The 17,259-nt window shown below is 63.6% G+C and carries 20 protein-coding genes; 16 read left to right on the forward strand and 4 right to left on the reverse strand.

Going from position 1 to position 17,259, the window contains the following annotated elements; all coding sequences use genetic code 11:
* Window positions 1-41: 41 nt before the first annotated feature.
* The 4 genes from ACGFYV_RS08375 to ACGFYV_RS08390 all read left to right on the forward strand — a co-directional run bounded on the left by ACGFYV_RS08375 (window position 42) and on the right by ACGFYV_RS08390 (window position 2,951).
* Window positions 42-506, forward strand: coding sequence for a hypothetical protein (locus ACGFYV_RS08375; RefSeq protein ID WP_393877571.1), 465 nt, complete (start codon window positions 42-44; stop codon window positions 504-506).
* A gap of 9 nt (window positions 507-515) precedes the next feature.
* Complete coding sequence (locus tag ACGFYV_RS08380; RefSeq protein ID WP_393877572.1) at window positions 516-1,511, forward strand: hypothetical protein; 996 nt, start codon at window positions 516-518, stop codon at window positions 1,509-1,511.
* 30 nt (window positions 1,512-1,541) lie between these two features.
* Complete coding sequence (locus ACGFYV_RS08385; protein WP_393877573.1) at window positions 1,542-2,354, forward strand: alpha/beta hydrolase; 813 nt, start codon at window positions 1,542-1,544, stop codon at window positions 2,352-2,354.
* A 66-nt stretch (window positions 2,355-2,420) separates the two neighbouring features.
* Window positions 2,421-2,951, forward strand: a complete 531-nt coding sequence (locus tag ACGFYV_RS08390) for a hypothetical protein (RefSeq protein WP_393877574.1) — start codon at window positions 2,421-2,423, stop codon at window positions 2,949-2,951.
* 300 nt (window positions 2,952-3,251) lie between these two features.
* Here the strand turns inward: ACGFYV_RS08390 and ACGFYV_RS08395 are convergent, their stop codons facing one another.
* Together ACGFYV_RS08395 and ACGFYV_RS08400 are read right to left on the reverse strand one after the other, a co-directional pair.
* A complete protein-coding gene (locus ACGFYV_RS08395) occupies window positions 3,252-3,512 on the reverse strand; it encodes a cold-shock protein (protein WP_393877575.1) in 261 nt (86 codons plus the stop codon).
* Window positions 3,513-3,816: 304 nt separating this feature from the next.
* Window positions 3,817-4,569 (reverse strand): GntR family transcriptional regulator, encoded by a 753-nt coding sequence (locus ACGFYV_RS08400; protein WP_393877576.1) that lies wholly within the window; start codon window positions 4,567-4,569, stop codon window positions 3,817-3,819.
* A 78-nt stretch (window positions 4,570-4,647) separates the two neighbouring features.
* On the opposite strand from ACGFYV_RS08400, the gene ACGFYV_RS08405 reads away from it, so the two are divergent.
* From ACGFYV_RS08405 to ACGFYV_RS08425, 5 genes are all read left to right on the forward strand, one after another.
* Window positions 4,648-4,926 carry a hypothetical protein gene (locus tag ACGFYV_RS08405; protein ID WP_393877577.1) on the forward strand — a complete coding sequence of 93 codons (279 nt, stop codon included), beginning with the start codon at window positions 4,648-4,650 and terminating at the stop codon, window positions 4,924-4,926.
* 550 nt (window positions 4,927-5,476) lie between these two features.
* The gene (locus ACGFYV_RS08410; RefSeq protein ID WP_393877777.1) at window positions 5,477-5,674 is read left to right on the forward strand and encodes a hypothetical protein; all 198 of its coding nucleotides are present in this window, start codon (window positions 5,477-5,479) and stop codon (window positions 5,672-5,674) included.
* Window positions 5,671-6,414 (forward strand): GntR family transcriptional regulator, encoded by a 744-nt coding sequence (locus ACGFYV_RS08415; RefSeq protein ID WP_393877578.1) that lies wholly within the window; start codon window positions 5,671-5,673, stop codon window positions 6,412-6,414. The genes ACGFYV_RS08410 and ACGFYV_RS08415 overlap by 4 nt, the downstream gene beginning before the upstream one ends.
* Window positions 6,411-6,713, forward strand: a complete 303-nt coding sequence (locus tag ACGFYV_RS08420; protein WP_393877579.1) for a hypothetical protein — start codon at window positions 6,411-6,413, stop codon at window positions 6,711-6,713. The genes ACGFYV_RS08415 and ACGFYV_RS08420 overlap by 4 nt, the downstream gene beginning before the upstream one ends.
* 686 nt (window positions 6,714-7,399) lie before the next feature.
* Window positions 7,400-8,224, forward strand: coding sequence for a DUF4231 domain-containing protein (locus ACGFYV_RS08425; RefSeq protein WP_393877580.1), 825 nt, complete (start codon window positions 7,400-7,402; stop codon window positions 8,222-8,224).
* Between the two features lie 1,039 nt (window positions 8,225-9,263).
* Here the strand turns inward: ACGFYV_RS08425 and ACGFYV_RS08430 are convergent.
* A complete protein-coding gene (locus tag ACGFYV_RS08430; RefSeq protein WP_393877581.1) occupies window positions 9,264-10,622 on the reverse strand; it encodes a hypothetical protein in 1,359 nt (452 codons plus the stop codon).
* Window positions 10,623-11,449: 827 nt separating this feature from the next.
* Between ACGFYV_RS08430 and ACGFYV_RS08435 the strand changes: the two genes are divergently transcribed.
* The gene (locus tag ACGFYV_RS08435) at window positions 11,450-12,187 is read left to right on the forward strand and encodes a hypothetical protein (RefSeq protein WP_393877582.1); all 738 of its coding nucleotides are present in this window, start codon (window positions 11,450-11,452) and stop codon (window positions 12,185-12,187) included.
* A 30-nt stretch (window positions 12,188-12,217) separates the two neighbouring features.
* Complete coding sequence (locus tag ACGFYV_RS08440) at window positions 12,218-12,946, forward strand: hypothetical protein (RefSeq protein ID WP_393877583.1); 729 nt, start codon at window positions 12,218-12,220, stop codon at window positions 12,944-12,946.
* A gap of 240 nt (window positions 12,947-13,186) precedes the next feature.
* On the opposite strand, the gene ACGFYV_RS08445 is transcribed toward ACGFYV_RS08440, so the two are convergent.
* A complete protein-coding gene (locus ACGFYV_RS08445) occupies window positions 13,187-13,651 on the reverse strand; it encodes an NUDIX hydrolase (protein ID WP_393877584.1) in 465 nt (154 codons plus the stop codon).
* Window positions 13,652-13,669: 18 nt separating this feature from the next.
* On the opposite strand from ACGFYV_RS08445, the gene ACGFYV_RS08450 reads away from it, so the two are divergent.
* From ACGFYV_RS08450 to ACGFYV_RS08470, 5 genes are all read left to right on the forward strand, one after another.
* A complete protein-coding gene (locus ACGFYV_RS08450; RefSeq protein ID WP_393877585.1) occupies window positions 13,670-14,449 on the forward strand; it encodes a GntR family transcriptional regulator in 780 nt (259 codons plus the stop codon).
* A 138-nt stretch (window positions 14,450-14,587) separates the two neighbouring features.
* Window positions 14,588-14,944, forward strand: coding sequence for a hypothetical protein (locus ACGFYV_RS08455; RefSeq protein ID WP_393877586.1), 357 nt, complete (start codon window positions 14,588-14,590; stop codon window positions 14,942-14,944).
* A gap of 2 nt (window positions 14,945-14,946) precedes the next feature.
* The gene (locus ACGFYV_RS08460) at window positions 14,947-16,302 is read left to right on the forward strand and encodes an FtsK/SpoIIIE domain-containing protein (RefSeq protein WP_393877587.1); all 1,356 of its coding nucleotides are present in this window, start codon (window positions 14,947-14,949) and stop codon (window positions 16,300-16,302) included.
* Between the two features lie 83 nt (window positions 16,303-16,385).
* Window positions 16,386-16,589: a hypothetical protein gene (locus ACGFYV_RS08465; protein WP_393877588.1), complete on the forward strand. Its 204-nt coding sequence runs from the start codon at window positions 16,386-16,388 to the stop codon at window positions 16,587-16,589.
* Complete coding sequence (locus ACGFYV_RS08470; protein ID WP_393877589.1) at window positions 16,589-17,242, forward strand: DUF2637 domain-containing protein; 654 nt, start codon at window positions 16,589-16,591, stop codon at window positions 17,240-17,242. The genes ACGFYV_RS08465 and ACGFYV_RS08470 overlap by 1 nt, the downstream gene beginning before the upstream one ends.
* Window positions 17,243-17,259 lie beyond the last annotated feature (17 nt).

Raw genomic sequence — 17,259 nt, forward strand, 5'->3', positions numbered from 1 at the left:
CATCTCGGCGGCGTACGACGAGACACGGGGAGGGGCCACGCATGGCGTGGGAGGAGTGGGAGCAGCTCAAGGCCACGGCGGTCGAGCGGCAATCAGCGCGCATGCAGCTCAACCACGTGCTGATCGACCCGGGAGGCACCAGCTCGGGTGGCGGCGGCGTGCCCGGCAAACTGAGGTCCGACAAGGCCGCGTGGTCCACGGCAGGCAATGACGTCGGCGACCTGCGGGACAACGCCGGCAAGGCGCTGACGAAGCTGAACGACGGACAGAAGGGCCTCGGCAAGGATTCCGGGTGCCTGACCGCCGCTGCCCAGCGGGAGGTCCACACGTCCTGGGAGCGCTACGTCGGGGACGTGAGCGGGCGCTGCGAGAAGCTGGCTGGGCTGCTGGAGAAGGTGGGCAATGATCAGCTCAGGACGGACGAGGCCATCAAGGCCGAGATCGCGAAGGTGAAGACCGAGTACGAGGACACGCCGGCGGTCGGCGGCCAGTCCAGGGGCCGGTGACCAGAAGCCATGGATTACACGACGCTGAAGGCCTTGAAGCTGTCCGAGTACTCGGATGCGGCAGATGGTTTCCGCGCGGTGAGCGACATGGCCGGCGCGGCCAAGGACCGTATCGACATGCAGATCATCGTGGCTGTGAAGAAGGCCAACGAGGGTGAGGCAGCGGATGCGGCGGACGGCCAGTTACGGGAGCTGGCGAAGGACTTCCACTACACGCAGGTCGAATGCGGGCTGGTCAGCACGGCGCTGGACGGGTTCGTGTACGACCTGGAGGCGGCCAGGAAGAAGCTGGACGCCGTAGTCGAGGCAGCGCACGCCAGGAAGTTCACCGTGAACTCCGACGGCTCGGTCAGCTACCCGGCCGCCGGCGAGGAGACCGACGGCAAACTCCCCGAGGCCGGTACCGTGGCCAGCCTGGCGGAGGACCCGACCGCGGATGCGATCGGCCGCTATGCGGCCGGCATCGACCCCAACCCCAACGCCCGGTACGCGCTGGAATACGCCGACCGCATCGCGGACGCCGTCAAGGAGGCCACGGAGGCCGACGAGAAGTGGGCGCCGAAGCTGCGGGCGCTGAAGGCGGACGACGACCTGACCGTCTCCGACCGGGACTGGGCCGACGCGCAGAAGGACACCGCCGGCGTTCTCAAGGGAGCCGAGGACTACCTGCACTCCATCAAGGAGCCCCCCAAGCACGGGACTCCCAAGGAGAACGCGGAGTGGTGGAAGAGCCTCACCGACGAGCAGCGAGCGGATTACACCACCCTCCGTCCTGATTCCATCGGATGGATGGACGGCCTCCCTGCCACCGTGCGTGATGAGGCGAACCGAACCGTGCTTGCCGAGACCCGTGGCGCCGCTCGGGTCGAACTGGACGCCTGGATCGCGAAGGAGCCCGACCGCTTTACGACCATGCACCAACTCAATCCCAACACGGGTGGGGAGGTGGATGTCGAAGTAAGGGATCCTGAAGGCGAAACGAAATGGAAGGCATGGGAGGCCTAGCGGAAGGAGTTGCAAGGGCGGATCGACGGCATGGATGCGATCCAGAAGCGCTTCGACGCGACCGGCAAGAACGGACTGCCCGAGGCATACCTGCTGGGATTCAGCACCGAAGGAGACGGCCGCGCGATCATCGCCAACGGAAACCCGGACACCGCCGATCACCAGGCAGTCTATGTTCCGGGTACGGAGTCGGATCTGGGAAACATCGAGGGCGGCATCAACCGGATGGTCAATGTCTGGCACGAAGCCGATGCCAAATCCGATGGAAAATCCGTCTCTACGATCACATGGCTCGGCTACGACGCACCTGACAGCGTCTGGAAGGACGCACCGTTCCCGAACTACGCATACGACGGTGCGCCGGCGTTCAACCATTTCTTGGACGGACTCGAGGCATCGCATTCCGGTGATTCGGAACCACACCGTACCGTGATCGCCCACTCGTACGGATCGACCCTTGTCGGCGCCGCGGCCCAGACGGGCCATCTCAACGCCGATGACGTCATCTTCGCGGGCAGTCCCGGTGTCAGGGTGTCCGGTGCCGATGAGATGGACGTCCCCAAGGGACATGTGTGGAACGAGGAGGCTGACGGAGACCCGGTTCCGGACATCGGCCGCTGGGGCCACGGCGGGGACCGCTTCATCATCCCCAGCGATCAGGAATTCGGCGCCAACCAGATGACCACGGACACCGAAGGGCACAGCGGTTACTGGGACGAGACCTCCTATGGCCCCTCCCGGAGTCTGCTGAACCAGGCCCTGGTCGTCGTCGGGAAGGGCGACAACGTACCGCTGAAGCCGCCGCCCGACCCCTGGGCGCACCCGACCCCTGGGCGCATGTGAAGTAGGAGCGTTGACAGTCAGGGGAAACAACACGATGACCAGCCCGACGAAGTAAGGCTCCCCGACATGAAGACCAGACTGAGCGCTCTCGTGCTTGCCCTGCCCCTTGCCCTCACGGCCCTCTCCGGATGCGGCATGACTGACAACCACTCTGACGAAGTCCCGTTCGCCGGCACGAGCACCTCAAGCGACGCCTCCGACGCGGTGGAAAAGGTATCCAGCGAGGTCTACGACCTGATCGGCGTCAAGGGGAAGGCGTCCGACAGTCGTCCGGGAGTCATGGACTGCTCGGACAAGGACACGAAGAAGTATTTTCGCATCTTCCACCCTTGGAGCTTCTACCCCGAATCGGCGAGCGACCTCGACGTAGTGATGGAGCGGCTCAAGACGGAACTGCCGAAGCGCGGGTGGGAAATCGTCGCATACGGGCCGGACGCCAGTAAGAACAAGAATATCAACCTTACCGCTGACAACGACAAGAAGAAAGCCAGCGTAAAGATCATCAAAATGGCGAAGGACGAACCGCCGATGCTGAGCCTGGACGTCGTATCCGGTTGCTACAAGGTCCCGGACGGTGAAGAGGTCGAACGTTTCTGAGAGTTCCAGTGGCCTGTGAGGGCTGGGGGGAGCAGCTTCCGAACCCTCCGAGAAGGATCCTGCGGGCCCGCAGTGGCACGCGTGTGGCACGACCGCTAAAACGTCGAAGGGCCAGCCTGGGAGGAAACCCCTCCTGAGCTGGCCCTTCTCTCTGTGCCCCCGGCAGGATTCGAACCTGCGACACCCGCTTTAGGAGTTCGATCCGCGCCCGCCCCTGGTGCCGTCGTCGGCTGGTCCGACGGTCGCCCGGGGGTGCTGCTGTATGCCGCCGTCCGGCCTCGTTGATGTCAGCCGTGGATGTCAGATGGGCCTTGGGGTGATGCTGACCGCGCGGTAGTCGTACCCGTCCTGCTTGAAGCCGGGTGCTTCCCAGACGAGATCGACCTGTTGCCCCGGCGACAGCGTGCGAAAGCCGGGCGCCTGAATGTCGGCGTAGTGGCCGAAGCACCCTCCGGGAGTCTCGGGCGAGTCGAGCACACCCCACCCCTCCTCGTCGCTCCACTCCCGCACAGTCGCGGTCACGGCTGCGAGGACCTTCCGGGTCCCCCTGCGGCGACTCATCTGCCTCTCCCCTCTTCTATCCCACAAGATCACAAAAGGCCTTTCCCGGCAGGCTGACATTGTCCTCAGAGAGCGGCACTGTGACAGTGGCAGTCGGGAGGCTCGAAAGATGTACGGCCCGAGATACAGACCTCAGCACTGAGAACGAGCAGGCTGATGCTCAGGTCGTCGACACCTCAAGACCAAGCGATTTACCTTCCCTGGTAAAGACGCCAGCTCCCGCATGGGAAATCCTGGTGGGCGAGCAAGGAGGTGGCCCATGTGGTGGATGACCCTCGGGGTCTCGCTGCAAACGGCGCGATCATCAGTTGATCGGGATCTCGTAGACGATCTCGCAGTGAGCTGCGGGCACCACGATGTCCGCCGTCTCCACGGGCCTTCCGTCGTCGCTGTAGTACGTCCGCCGGATGTGCGTCACGAGCGCGGCCTTCTGGATGCCCAGTAGCGACGCCTCCTCGGCGCTCGCCTGCCTCGGCTCCGGCTGCTCGACGGCATGGCTGACGGTGACCCCGATCGCGGCCATGCGGTTCACGACTCCGGTACCCGCGTGGGGCCCACCTTCGGGCAACACGACGAGAGTGCCGGCCGTGAGGTCGTACGGCTCCCAACTCGTCGACAACTGCACCGGTCTGCCGTCCGCCAGGAACTCGTACGTCGTCCGGACACACAGCTCGCCCTCGGTGATTCCGAGTCGCGCCGCGATCTCCGTCGGCGCCGGCACTTTGGCGTCGGTCCGGCTCTCCCAATCGCCCTGCCTGCCGACGGCCTTCATGTCCGCACGGAACGGGGACCCGTCGGGCTGTTCACGCGCCGATGAACGGACGACTCGCACCCGCTGCCGGGGCTCGGCCACATACGTTCCCGACCCTGCGCGGCCCTCCAGTACGCCCTGGGAGATCAGCAACTCCTGCGCCCGGCGGACCACGTTCTCGCCCACGCCGTACTCCTGGCCGATCTGGGCGCGGGACGGCAGACGGTCCCCCGGCTCCCATACGTGCTCCGCGATGCGCTGCCGAAGCTCGTCGGCGATGCGGAGATAGGGCGGCTGCTCAGGCATATGGAAAATCTAGTCCACTAGCTCTAATCTAGTTAACTAGCTTCACTCAACGTGATCGCTGGTGACGGAGGCTGCCCTGTGCCCGCTTCGGGAGTTAGCGCGGCGGCCATCGCCGCCCGGCTGTCCGCTTTCGGGCTCCTCACGCGAGTGGAGGAACACCCCCGACACACCTCGGTGGAAGCGGAGATACCGGAATCAGTCTCCGCAGAGAGATGGCGGGAGGTCCTGGATGTGGTGGCGGAAGCCGATCGGTTCGGGCTCCTCGCCACCAGCTTGAACGGCCGCACCCTTTGGGCGGTCGTACGCAAAACGGTCCCCACGACGGGCGATGTCGGGGGACCGGGCCATCAGCGATAGGAGCTGAACAGCGTGCTCAACCGTATCCGCCGCGCCGTCTCCCTCACCAGAGTGCGGTGCGTCCCGAAGGGCAGGCACCGCCGCCCCTTAACGCCCGCTCGGCCTCCGACCGCTTCCACCTCTCCTGCGTCAGCTGACACGTCGACCGTCGTTCTGAATCGGGCTTCGGCAGGCCCGGACCATCAACACCCGTTCAGGGGTGAGGACACCGCGCTCGTCCGCCCGTACGTACTGGCCTGGGAGGCACACGTACGGGCGCGTTCGATGGCGGTTGCTCCCCATGTGCCGATCGATGCATTGCCGGCCCTTGTGGGGGTTCGCTGATGCCTCCTCGCCAACAGCCACGTATGGCGGACACCCCCGCCTCCCTCTACCGATCGACCGCCTGCCGCATCGGCACCCATCCCGCCTGCACGGAATCCTCTCCGACCTCGACGTCGGTCGACCTGCCGGTGACCTACGAAGCGTGTAACTGCCCGTGCCACACGGCGCGTGACCAGTCTGCGTCGGCGGAGGTAGCAGGGTGAGCGAACGGGTCCCCGGTGGCATTGTGATCTCCCACATCGAGGTCACCTCGACCACCGTGCAGTGCGGCGACATCATCCAACTCGGCGGTTGCGCCTGCCGGGTGAGAGACCTCTTCCAACTCCCTCACGGAGCCAAACAACTCGTCTTCGAGTCAGGCGAGTCGCTGACCATACACGGGCGCACCCGGCTCTTCGCCGCGCGAATGCTGAGAAGGCGGTGACCGGAGTCGTGCCGTCTCGCCACCACGACATCGCCGAGGATCTCCGGCGCCAGATCACGACCGGTCGGATCCAGCCTGGCGAGCGTCTTCCGTCCGAAGCCGGCCTGGCCGACCGGTACAAGGTCAGCACGGTGACTCTGCGGAACGCCCTCGCGGTGCTCCAAGGGGAAGGCCTCGTCGAGAAGATCCACGGCAAAGGCAACTTCGTCCGCCGCCCCGTGCGCAAGATCATGTACGTCGGCGGCTGGGGCACGCTGGACCCCTGGACCGCCGCCGATGCGCCGCTACGCGTCACCATTCGCAGCGCGACGGTGCAGGCTCACGGGCATTTGACGACCTTGCTGAAGGTGCCCACGGGCAGTCCCCTCGCCGAGTTCACCTGCGTCAGCCTCGAAGGAGACACACCGCACGGGCTGGCCCGCATCTACATCCCGCGTGACCTCGTACCGGCCGGGGTCCTCGACGACGAGTCCACCTGCCGGGAGACGGTCACGAGATTCGCCGTACTGGGCCCATCGCCGGCCGCCGTCAGGGAGACGGTGTGCGCCCGCCAGCCGACGCCGGACGAAGCCTCTGCCCTCCGCATCGGCTCCGCCCCGCCCGTCCTCGCGATCACGCGCGTTGCAACTGACCTCGCTGGTCGAGTCGTCGAAGCCGCGCTACTGGCATTCCCAGGGGATCGGGTCGACGCGGTCTTCACCACCCACCACATGACAGACGAGAGGCAGACGCAAGGATGACGGCATGGAACGAACTGCGGCTTCTCCCGTGGTCGGGTCCGGAGGGCAAGCCGTGCTACCTGAGCACCGACGACCCGGACGGCTGGATGTCTCGCCTGGCAGACAACATTGAGGCAGTCCAACTCGGCACGGCGGCGGAGCTGCTGGAACGAGCCTACGAAGCGTTCGACGACCAGGACACGAACCCGGAGGACTTGCGGCGCCTGACGAAGGAACTCACCGGCGCACTGCGAGACGTCCTCCGCGTCGCGACCAGCCGCGGTCACCTCCTGGCGGTGAACGAACCGCAGGGCAACTGAAGGAGCGGGCGAAAGGGCGCTTGACGATAACGGCCGTCTTCGAGGGGAGGGGAGTCTGGGCACCAACCCGGGCACTCCTCCCCCTCGCGTTATGCCGTCCCTAGCTGGTACACCGCGCATCGATGCGGACAGGAATCTCGCTCCGACCGTCTGAACCTCAGCCGACGACAGCCAGCCACAGCGGCGGGTTAGCCGACCGCGCAGGCGCGCGTGTGCCGCGCTGTACCCCCACTTGCCTCAGCCACGTTGCTCGGTGATGTCCGTCAGGGTCTGCTGCGACGGCGGAAGCGTGGTGGTGGGGATTGGACAATGACCTCTTCGTCTTCTAGTCCACAGATAGTCCGCGACTCAGCAAGGTCTCCCCGTCTCAGAGCGGCCGGAATCTGACCAGTGACGCTTGTTGAGCACCCCATGCGCCCCCTGTGCTTCTACCGTCATGATACGAGGAGATCAGCGCTTGACATGGCGTGAATGCTCACGGTTATAGAACAACTTGAGAAACAGTCGCAACATTGATTGATTGGTTCCCCTCATACGACAATGCGGCATTGTGAGCTACTGAAACTATCCGTACTCTCCCAACGCATTGCATTAGCGAGTCGGAGTACGGGGGTGCTGTGACCAGCGGACAGGGCGATACAGGGGGACGCGCGCGTTCAACCGGGGGAGTTACACACACACCTTCTGTGCTGACAGAAGAGGAAGAAAGGCGCTTACAGGAAGAGTACAGGCAGCACGTAAAAGCATTTGACGAGATCGAAGACGACCTGCGCGCTTCTAGGACCTTTCAGCGCATTTTCGTGTTATGCCTATTCGGCGCCGTCGCGCTAGCCTTTTTGCTGGGATACACGGTAATCGTTGGGCTCTGGGAATCGAAGCCAGATTTCACGCGCTGGGCTGGATTGGTAATCGTCCTGGGTCTCTGGGTTGCCCTAACCTGGACCATCTGGAAGAACCGCAAGAAAATCGTTAGTCGCGCCGGGGCGCTTCGTAATGCCTTGCAAGATCGGCAGACGGCCGCCGCCCGCCTGCCGCTGGACTCTCCATCTGGCCTTCGAATCTACCGTGAAGCATCACTTGATCTAATTGCCCAGTACCGAAAAGGGGCCAGCAGGAACAGGCGGGTGCACAACATATTCCAACTGGTGATCATCAGCGGCTCGATCGTAACGTCGACCCTCACTGCTATGAATGAAGGAGACAACAAAGTTCTCGCCATCAGCACGTCGATCCTAAGTGCTCTAGTCGGCATCTCGGCTGGTGTTACGGGATACTTCAAGTTCCGGGAACGAGGCTACAACCTTCAATCCACCGCGGATGAGATTGAGAAGCATTACAATGCTTCTCAATTTATGCTCGACGATTATGCGAGCCAGAACGGCGTCCCCCTGGCTGAAGTAGACCGCCTGCGGCTCTTCGCGAGATACGTGGAGCGCCTCAAGGAAGAACAGCGAAAGCGTGAACTGCAACTAGAGCAGTCCAGCTCGGCTCGCGAGGAACGAGCCGGTTAAATCCCGCTAAGCGCGTTGTCGAGCCTACGGAGAAGAGTCCGTGACTGCAATGTGGCGGTGGTTACTGGCGCCCATAAGCCAGTGGCGTGCTTATCGGCTAGTGCGGCATCACGGCGCATCGATGAGTTATAAAGCAGCATGGTGTCTGGTATTACTGGCTCAAGATCCGGCATCCCTTCCCTATGTGCGTCGATTATGGCTTGAAGGCGGTAGCAGAAAACCACAAGCAGGCGTCATGGTAGATGTCTGGGTTCAAATGACCGAGGGGGAGCAAGAAAGGCGGCGTAAGTGGCTGCGACGCTATTTCGAGACGCCTTTGTATAGGCTAGGTATTACAGAAGAGTTGATCGAGCTAGCTGGGCTGTCTGTCACCGAGTGGGCCTTGCCGCCCAACTGCCCGGCCACGTCTATCGTGGTTCAGCAGCGCGGCCACAGGGCTGAGTGACTCTGCCGCGTCTGTGTCTCGCGACTTCGGGGACCCGATAGGACGCAGTCGTCCTCCTGCTCAGAGAGCACCAAGCCGGCCGACTTCATGACATGGTGGCACTCTGGACGGCTGGAGTCATGGTCATGCGACGCACCCTAACGGCGGACCTCTTCGTCCCGAAGTAACTTGGGTGGGTGCGCGACCTTGGGCTCGTGCGCTGATCACCTGCGCTGATGGTCCGCAGGCGTCCGTAGTTGTCCGCCGCTGTTCGTCGGCGTTGTCACGCAGATAGACACTCACCAACCCTGCCCCGCGCGTGGGACTGCCCATGCTCACCAGCAGTCCACTGATCTCCCGGCGTACTGGCATGTTGGCCCGTTGGGGTCACCTCGCTCGTCACCGCTAGCGCGTGACCACATGATCAGGAGTAGCAGAGCGACGAAGCCGATCACGATGCCCTTGGCCCACTTCATGGACTCCTCATCGCGAACGCGCTGAATGAGTTCCTCATCGGCTTGTAGACGGCGGGACCTAACGGCTGATTCACGACGAAAGCGCAGATTCGCGGTAACTTCGGGGCTCACAGTTTGGGAAGCTCGGGAGATCGAAGGCTCATTTCAGAGCCATGATGGCGGCCACAGCAGCGAGAACGGTGGCTACAGCACCAATTGCGGGCCAAAGAATGAAATTGCGATTCCATTTCGGAATGCCTGGTTTATTCGTTGCTTCGCTAGTCGGATTGGCGTTGGAACTCGCGACCGCGCCGTGTCCAGCATAAGCCTGGCTTGCATACACGGTGACAGGGGAGTTGTCGCCTGTACGGAGCTGGAACGACTGCGAAGAAGGCATTTCCGAATTAGAAAGCTGACCGAATCGGTTCATGATGTTCACCAGTTCCTTGTGTGTGTGGAGGACATCATCCCGGGCGGTCGAGATACTTTTCAGCGTCTCGTAATATTGATCACGTTGCGTCCTCTTCCATTCCGGCGGGATCTCTGTATAGGCTCCATTTCCGTGAAGCGGCGGAAAGGTATCGCCAAAACTATCGGTCAGCACGTCCAGTGCATCAATAAATGCTTTATGGGCCGCAAATAGCTCAGGGTTGATGAAGTCGACTACATCGCGTTTCAGCGCTGCATAGGCGTCATTGACTACGTCTGTAAGCCAGTCGGGAATTCGATGCAACGGCCTCCCTGTGGCTAGGAAGGCTAGCCAGCGCGCATCTAGTGGAACGGTCTTCATGATTCGGGTCGACTTTGCTCGATCTTGATCCTGGCCTTCAATTTCTTGTCGCGAATTTTCCTCCTGATACTGATCCATTGGCTCATCAGGAGTTCGATCGACCGGAATATCCTCTAGCCGACGTGGCACCAATGAGTCGCGACTCAGCAGTTGGTCGTACTCTGAAGCCCAACTTGAAACGAATCCGCAGACTTTCGTGACGTAATCCTCCGCTGACCGAACGTCCTCGTAGGGGAGGATGTCCCGAGTGATCTCACGCTTCCAGAACCCGTCCTCTCTAGAGTTGCTAGACCCCCTGCGCGTGGCAACTTCAAACCCGAGGATCGTTGGCAGTGCAACCCAGAAAGCCTCACGAGGGAAAGAGATCGCCGATCGCATCTGGACTGATGTGCACCAGACTTCCTTCCCCTTGTCGGGACTTGCTGGCGCCTCCCGATAGAGTTTGATCATCTGATGGAGGACCGAGAGAAACGGTTCGGAGATAAGGGCACGCAACTCGGGAACGACAAGGCCCGCCGCGACGGTCAAGCCAAGGCGTGTGTCCTCTTGCACGGCCTCTACGGGAAAGGTGGTGAAGCCGTAGCTGGGCCGCCCGATCATGGACAACGAGTCCGGAACCCGGGGAAGGCTAGCCAGAGTCTTGCGCGCGTCCATCCGGTGCTCGTCCATGACTGCAACCACGTAGCTGAAGACGGGCCACACCCCTGACGAAACGAACGGCTTCGCCATGGTCCGGAGCAGCACATCCTGCTCCTCAGTGAGTTGGTGTGATGACAGGGGTACAGGCACGAGGGGACCCTCGGAAGCGGGACTGGTCACGCCATGCCTCCAAACCGTCTCAAGGAGCCCGGTACGCCCCCGACGCAGAGAACCGTATACGCAGCAAGCGCGGGCAGACGAGCAGTCGTTCGTAGAGAGGATTGACCACTGCCGAGCGGCGTCGGATGGACAGGTACTGACCGGCCGACTTGGTTCAGGACCATGTCCGACTCACGATCGGTGGCGTCAATGAGGGCTGTCTGCGCCCTACTTCCGACAGCTAGCCCCAGATGCAGGGCAACCGATCGGACGCGCACGCGTATGCCTCGCTGCGCTCCCGGCGGCCTCAGTAACTCTGCCAGCACCGCCGATCAGGCAGCACGGCGGCCGGCCCGTACAGACAAACCGGAACCGGCTGTCGGTGGCAGGTGCTAGCGTCCCCGCACAGGTGCACCCTCTCGAACAAGCCAAGCCCCAGCGAGACCCTCTGGGTGCTCGCCAGAACGGAACGAGACGTCATGGCGACTCCTCCCAATCCTTCCTCCGGCGCATCTCCTCAGCCGCCCAGAGGCACTGGACAGCGCATCGACATCACCAGCGGCAACCACTCCCCAGTCAATGTCAACGCACCATTCGCCTATGCAGAGCAAGGCGGCACGGCACGCACCAACGCCGATCGGTCAACCCCCGCACCGACGCCATGGTGGAGTAGGGCCTCCGTGGTTTGGAGTGCAGTTGGAGCGCTTGCCGCAGTCGCAGGCGTAATCGTGGCCATCATTGCCCTGAAATAAGAAGACATGGTGAGCAACCTGAGCGGTCTCGATCGCCTCGAACGTGACGTCCTAGACGAGTCAGTTCCATTGGCATCCCTGCTCCGCCAAGTTTTGGTCATGGGCGGTCGTGCGGCCTCGGAGTCTCTTCGAGCCTGGGCTCAGAGAGAGCTAAAGGGGTACAACGAACCTGACGCGACGCTTCCTGAGTATCGGACGATTCTTGCCCCGCTGAAGGCCGACATTATGGCCGGTCCCGCGAGTTTCATCGGACAGGAAATAAGTCAACGAGATCTCCCCGAAGTCGCCCGCAGTGAAATCAAGAACGATGTTCCCGTTTCTTGGGGTGTTGCCGAGATCCAGGCAACGGTCGAATCGGCATCTAGCGGGCACGTCCGGCTGGGCGTCCGAAACATGTCGGATCTTGCACGAATGATGACTACGCATCAACGGAAACTTCACGGGTCTCCATTCGTGAACGTAACGTCTGTCTATTGGTCCGTCAGTACATCGGCACTCGAAGGAATTCTCGATCAAATTCGCACTCGTCTCGCCGAATTCATCGCGGAAATACGAGCTTGCATGCCTGAGGGTGCAGAAGAGCCGACGCCGGAGCAGATTCGCCAAGCCGTATCCGTCATAACTATCACTGCGGGGGACAACTCTCCCATCAAGGTCACCTCACCTATTGCAATTGCCGGAAGCGATGCCGATGCGACCATCGTGCCGGAAGTGGAGAAGACAAAAAGAGGGTTGCGGGGCTAAAGTCCCGCGCTACTCCGGCATGGAGGAAACATGGGCAAGAGATCACCCATTGATCAGCTTGAGCAAGACATTCTTGACGAGTCGATCTCGACCCAAAAGATTTTGCGATTGTTCATCGTGATTGGAGGGCGGGCCTTTTCTGAGCCACTTCGAAAGTGGGCGATGAATGAACTCCAGGGATACAATGGGCCCTCTGAAAGTATTCCCGAGTATCGAATCATCGGAGCACCCATTCAGGCGGACTCGCGGTCTCCGTTTTGGGAGGCTAAAGGTCAGACAATCAGCACATTGGATCTCCCTGAGGTTGCCCGAGGGGAGATTTCTCAGGAGCTTCCAATCCGATTCAGCATCGCTAAGATTCAGTCTCTTTTGAGTGGTGCGGATCTCGCTGAACCGATTAAGCTATCCCTGCCGGGCGGTGCCGAACTCTGCCGCCTCATGAGCTATGAGCCCGACCGCCGAGAACGGCGCGTGATGGTTGAATCGCTATATTGGGCTGTTCACGGTTCATCCTTGCAAGACATTCTTGACCAAGTGAGGAATCGGCTACTTGAGTTTTCCGCCGAACTGCGGTCGAATATGACGCCAGGTCGAGAAGATCCCACTGTGGAGCAGGTGCATACTGCTATTCAAAATATCAACATCACCGTAGGTGATAATTCGCCAGTGAACCTCGCTGCTCCCATTCGTGCGGAACGAAAAGATATGCCGGTGGAGATCCCTCTGCTTTCTGGCTATAGGGGTATTTTTAGAAGGTGAAGAGGAGGATCATTGCCGGAAGTGGCGGACGAGCACTGCCGCTCGCTATAGGAAAGTAGACGCAAGCGCGCATCCATAGCCGCAATGTATCCAATAACTGGGGCAACGGCTGATCCTGACCTGTCGCGGCCCGGCCGCCGGCCGGGCTGGAGCGGGACGAAGGCAGGAGCGCAGGCCCGGGCGGGGGCCGTGCCGCGCGCGGGGAGCGGAGCGAGCCGCCTTGATGATGGAGAGAAGGTTTTATCCCGATGGGATGAGGCGCTTGCCGTCGTGGCTGCGGACGTGGGGGCCGTTGTTGTCCAGGGCGTCGAGGAGTCTGACCGCGAAGACCTCGGACATGCGGTCGCTGACCTCGTCGGGGGTGAGCCAGGAGACGGCGGTGGATTCGCTGGAGGTGCGTTCGGTGCCGCCGGAGGGCTTGCAGCGGAAGACCAGGGCGACGATGCCTCGGGTGGTGTTCTTGTAGACCCCAGTGAGTTCGTCGATCTCGACGTGGATGCCGGTCTCCTCCAGGACCTCGCGGGCGACGCCGGCTTCGGGGGTCTCGTTTAGTTCGAGGATGCCGCCGGGGAGTTCCCAGGTGCCGTTGTCGGCTCGGCGGATCGCCAGGAGGCGGCCGTCCTCGCGCACCACTGCTCCGGCTACGGACACGGAGTGCAGGGGGGAGGGTGTCGCTTCCTGTGGTTGACTCATGTAGAGGAGCATAGGAGGCAGGGAAGGACTATGGGAACTGCGGCGGGAGGGGTCGGTACCGGGCCTCGGTACGTGCAGATCGCGGACGAGATCGTGCAGCAGATCCGGGCGGGGATTCTCAAGCCCGGTGACATGGTGCCGAGTGAGTCCGAGCTGGTGGACCGCTACGGCGTGTCCGGCGGGACGATCCGTAAGGCCATGGTCGAGGTGCGGGCTAGCGGGCTGGTCGAGACCCGGCACGGTAAGGGCTCGATCGTGAAGAGCCGGCCTCCAGTGCGGCACCGTTCCTCTGATCGCTTCCGGCGCTCGCTCCGGCAGGGTGGGCAGGCGGCCTACCTCGCGGAGTCTGCGCAGTCCGGGGCCACGGCCAAGGTGAGCGTCCTCTATATCGGGCCCATGGAGGCGCCCGAGGATGCCGCCGAGCGCCTGGGCGTCCCCGCCGGTACGCAGGTGCTGGCCCGTCGGCGCCTGTACTTCCGTAACGGCACGCCGGTCGAGACCGCCACGTCCTACCTGCCCTGGGACGTCGTGAAGGACATCCCCGAGCTGTTCGCCGAGAACCCCGGCGGCGGTGGCATCTACGCCCGACTGGAAGACCACGGGCACGAGTTCGCGGAGTTCGTCGAGACACTGCAGGCGCGGCCGGCCTCGAAGGCAGAGGCGTCGGAGCTCGCGCTGAGCCCGGGTGCTCCTGTGGTTCACCTGATCCGGGAGGCTCGTACGGCCGCGGGCCTCGTGGTCGAGGTGTGCGACACCCTCATGGCCGCTGACCAGTTCGTTTTCGAGTACCGGATCCCTGCCGGCGACTGACGCCCGCTCAACTTCTCACAGTCCGTCGCGAGTTCTTCTTCGTGGCGGGTTGACTCATGTACAGGAGTGATGCACTCTTCTTCATGTCACTCATGTACATGAGTGGCGGAGTTCAGCATCTATAGAGGAGTGATCTCTGTGCGTCAGATTCCCGTCGACACCTCCGGCGCGGTTGTCATGGTCGCCAAGTCCCCGCAGGTCAAGGTGCGTGACCGCCGTACCGGCGAGATCGCCACAGACACCGAGACCGGGGCGAAGCTGATGACGGTGGACGTGATGTTCGCGGCGAACGAGGAGGTGGAGATCCTGTCCATCACCGTCCCGGAGCCGGGCATCTCCGGTGAGCTGGCCATGGGTACGCCGGTCGCGCTCACGGGGCTCATCGCCCGGCCGTGGGAGAACGACTTCAATGGCCAGAAGCGGCACGGCATCGCGTTCCGCGCGGTTGCGGTGACCTCGCTCTCCAGTGCTGCCGCAGGGTCGAAGGCGGCCTGATCATGACCGGGTTCACGGTCGCCCTGGTGCTGGTCGTCGCCGCCGTGGGTCTCCTGCGGTGGCGGCGCCCCTCCTGGTACTGGTTGACCTTCGGGGTCACGCTGGCCGTGGTGCGGGTCCTGGTCCGGTACGGCTCGGTCATGGACGCGTGCGGGCTGACCGTTCCGCCCGCGCGGTGGCGGCTCGCCCTGGCTCGTGCCGCCAACCGGCCGATACCGGAGTCCCGGCCGCCTCGTATCTTGCGGCTGCGGCCGACCCGTACCGGCCTGGTCCTACGGCTCAAGCTCCGCCCCGGACAAGATGCCTTCGACATCGCCGCCGCCTCGGACCGGCTCCGGCACTCGTTCTCCATGTACGGCGTCACCTCGCGGGAGCTGCGTTCCGGCGTCGTCGAAGTGCGGATGACCGGCTACGACGTACTCAAGCGGGTGCAGATGCCGGCCGAGACCGACCCGCGGCCGATGCGGGTGCCGGTCGCCCTGCGGCAGGACGGCTCGGTGCACTACCGCGACTACCGTGCGATACCCCATGCCCTCACCCTCGGGGCAACGGAGTCCGGCAAGTCCGTCTACCAACGCAATCTGGTCGCCGGACTCGCTCCGATGGACGTCGCCCTCGTCGGCATCGACTGCAAGCAGGGGGTTGAACTCTTCCCGCTGGCCCGCCGGTTCTCCGCGCTGGCCGACGATCCTGACACCGCCGCCGAAGTGCTCGATGCGCTGGTGGCACGGATGGGGCGCGTCTATCAGCTCATCCGGTCACAGCAGCGGATCACCTCCGACGTACCGGATGCGGAGATCGCCGCCGACATCTGGGACCTGCCCGACGACCTGCGCCCGGTGCCGGTCGTGGTTCTGGTCGATGAGGTCGCCGAACTCGCCCTGTATGCAAGCAAGGAGGAGGAGAAGCGTCGGGATCGCATCGTCACCGCTCTGGTTCGCCTCGCCCAACTCGGCCGCGCGGCCGGCATCTACCTCGAAATCTGCGGGCAGCGCTTCGGCTCCGAACTCGGCAAGGGCATCACCATGCTCCGCGCCCAGCTCACAGGCCGTACCGCCCACCGTGTCAACGACGAATCGTCCGCCAACATGGCCTTCGGCGACATCTCTCCGGACGCCGTCCTCGCCGCCATCCAGATCCCGGCCGAGATGCGGGGGCTCGCCATCGCGGGCGACTCCTCCGGAGGGTGGCACCGCATCCGCGCCCCGCACACCTCGCTCCGCCAGGCCGTGAACATCTGCAACCGGCACGCCGACCGGACGCCGGACCTGCCTGAGCTGGCCTCGTTCCGGCCCGTTCTCCCCGGCTCCGACGCCGAGTCCGTGCCGCTGGTCAAGGCGTCCTCGGCTACCGCCTGATCTCTCACCGCTCCTCACGGTCGGCGTGACCGCCTTCGCGCCGCGTCCTTACCCAGCCATGCCCAAATGAAGGGAGACCCGCCATGTGCCCGGACTGCGAGGACTTCGCCCGGACCGTGCTCCTCCTCGGCCAACTCGCCCTCTACGCCGACATGGCCGGCGCCGACCTCGACTTCGTGGACGCCGTCAGCCCGTCCCTCGCCGTCTCGCTGCCCGAGCCGCCGCCCGGCATGTTCCCGGACGACCAGGACCCCGACGGCGGCCCCGTCTACCCGGGCGACGTCTGATGGGTGCCCGTCACGGTCTCCGGGTCGACGCGGTCCTGATTCAGGCCGTGATCGCCGGTGCCCTGTCCTTCGCCCACCTGCACGACCTGGCCGCCGCTGCCGGACAGAACGGTTGGAAGGCCTGGGCCTACCCGGTCAGCGTTGACTTGCTCCTGGTCGCCGCCTGGCGGCGGCTGCGCAGCGAGGGGCCGTCCCGGCTGGCCTGGTGCTGGTTCGTCGTCGCGCTGTTCGCCTCGCTCGGCGCCAACGTCGCCACCGCCGGGTTCCTCGACCTGACCGATCCGCCCGCCTTGCTCCGCCTCGGCATCGCAGGATGGCCAGCGCTCGCCTTCCTCGGCGGCACGCTCCTCGCTCACTCGTCGCCTGCTGAGCCGGAGTCGGGGCCGATTCCGCCGGCCCCCGTCTCGGACACGCCGGACGCCGAGCAGTCCGTACTGGAAGCCGTGACCGCGCCCGACGTGGCCCCCGCGCCGGAAGTCACGACCGCTGCGGCGCCGGTGCCGCAGGTCCCCGCCGTCCTCGTCGACCACGCCCGCAAAGTCGCCGACGAGTACCGCGCCCGCACCGGATCCCCGATCGACTCCGAAACTCTTCGCTCCCGCCTCGGCGTCCCGCCCCACCTTGCCGACGCCATCGCCGCCCATCTCACCTGACCCGCGAGAGACACCGG

Source organism: Streptomyces sp. NPDC048297, from assembly GCF_043201585.1.
Taxonomy (GTDB): domain Bacteria; phylum Actinomycetota; class Actinomycetes; order Streptomycetales; family Streptomycetaceae; genus Streptomyces.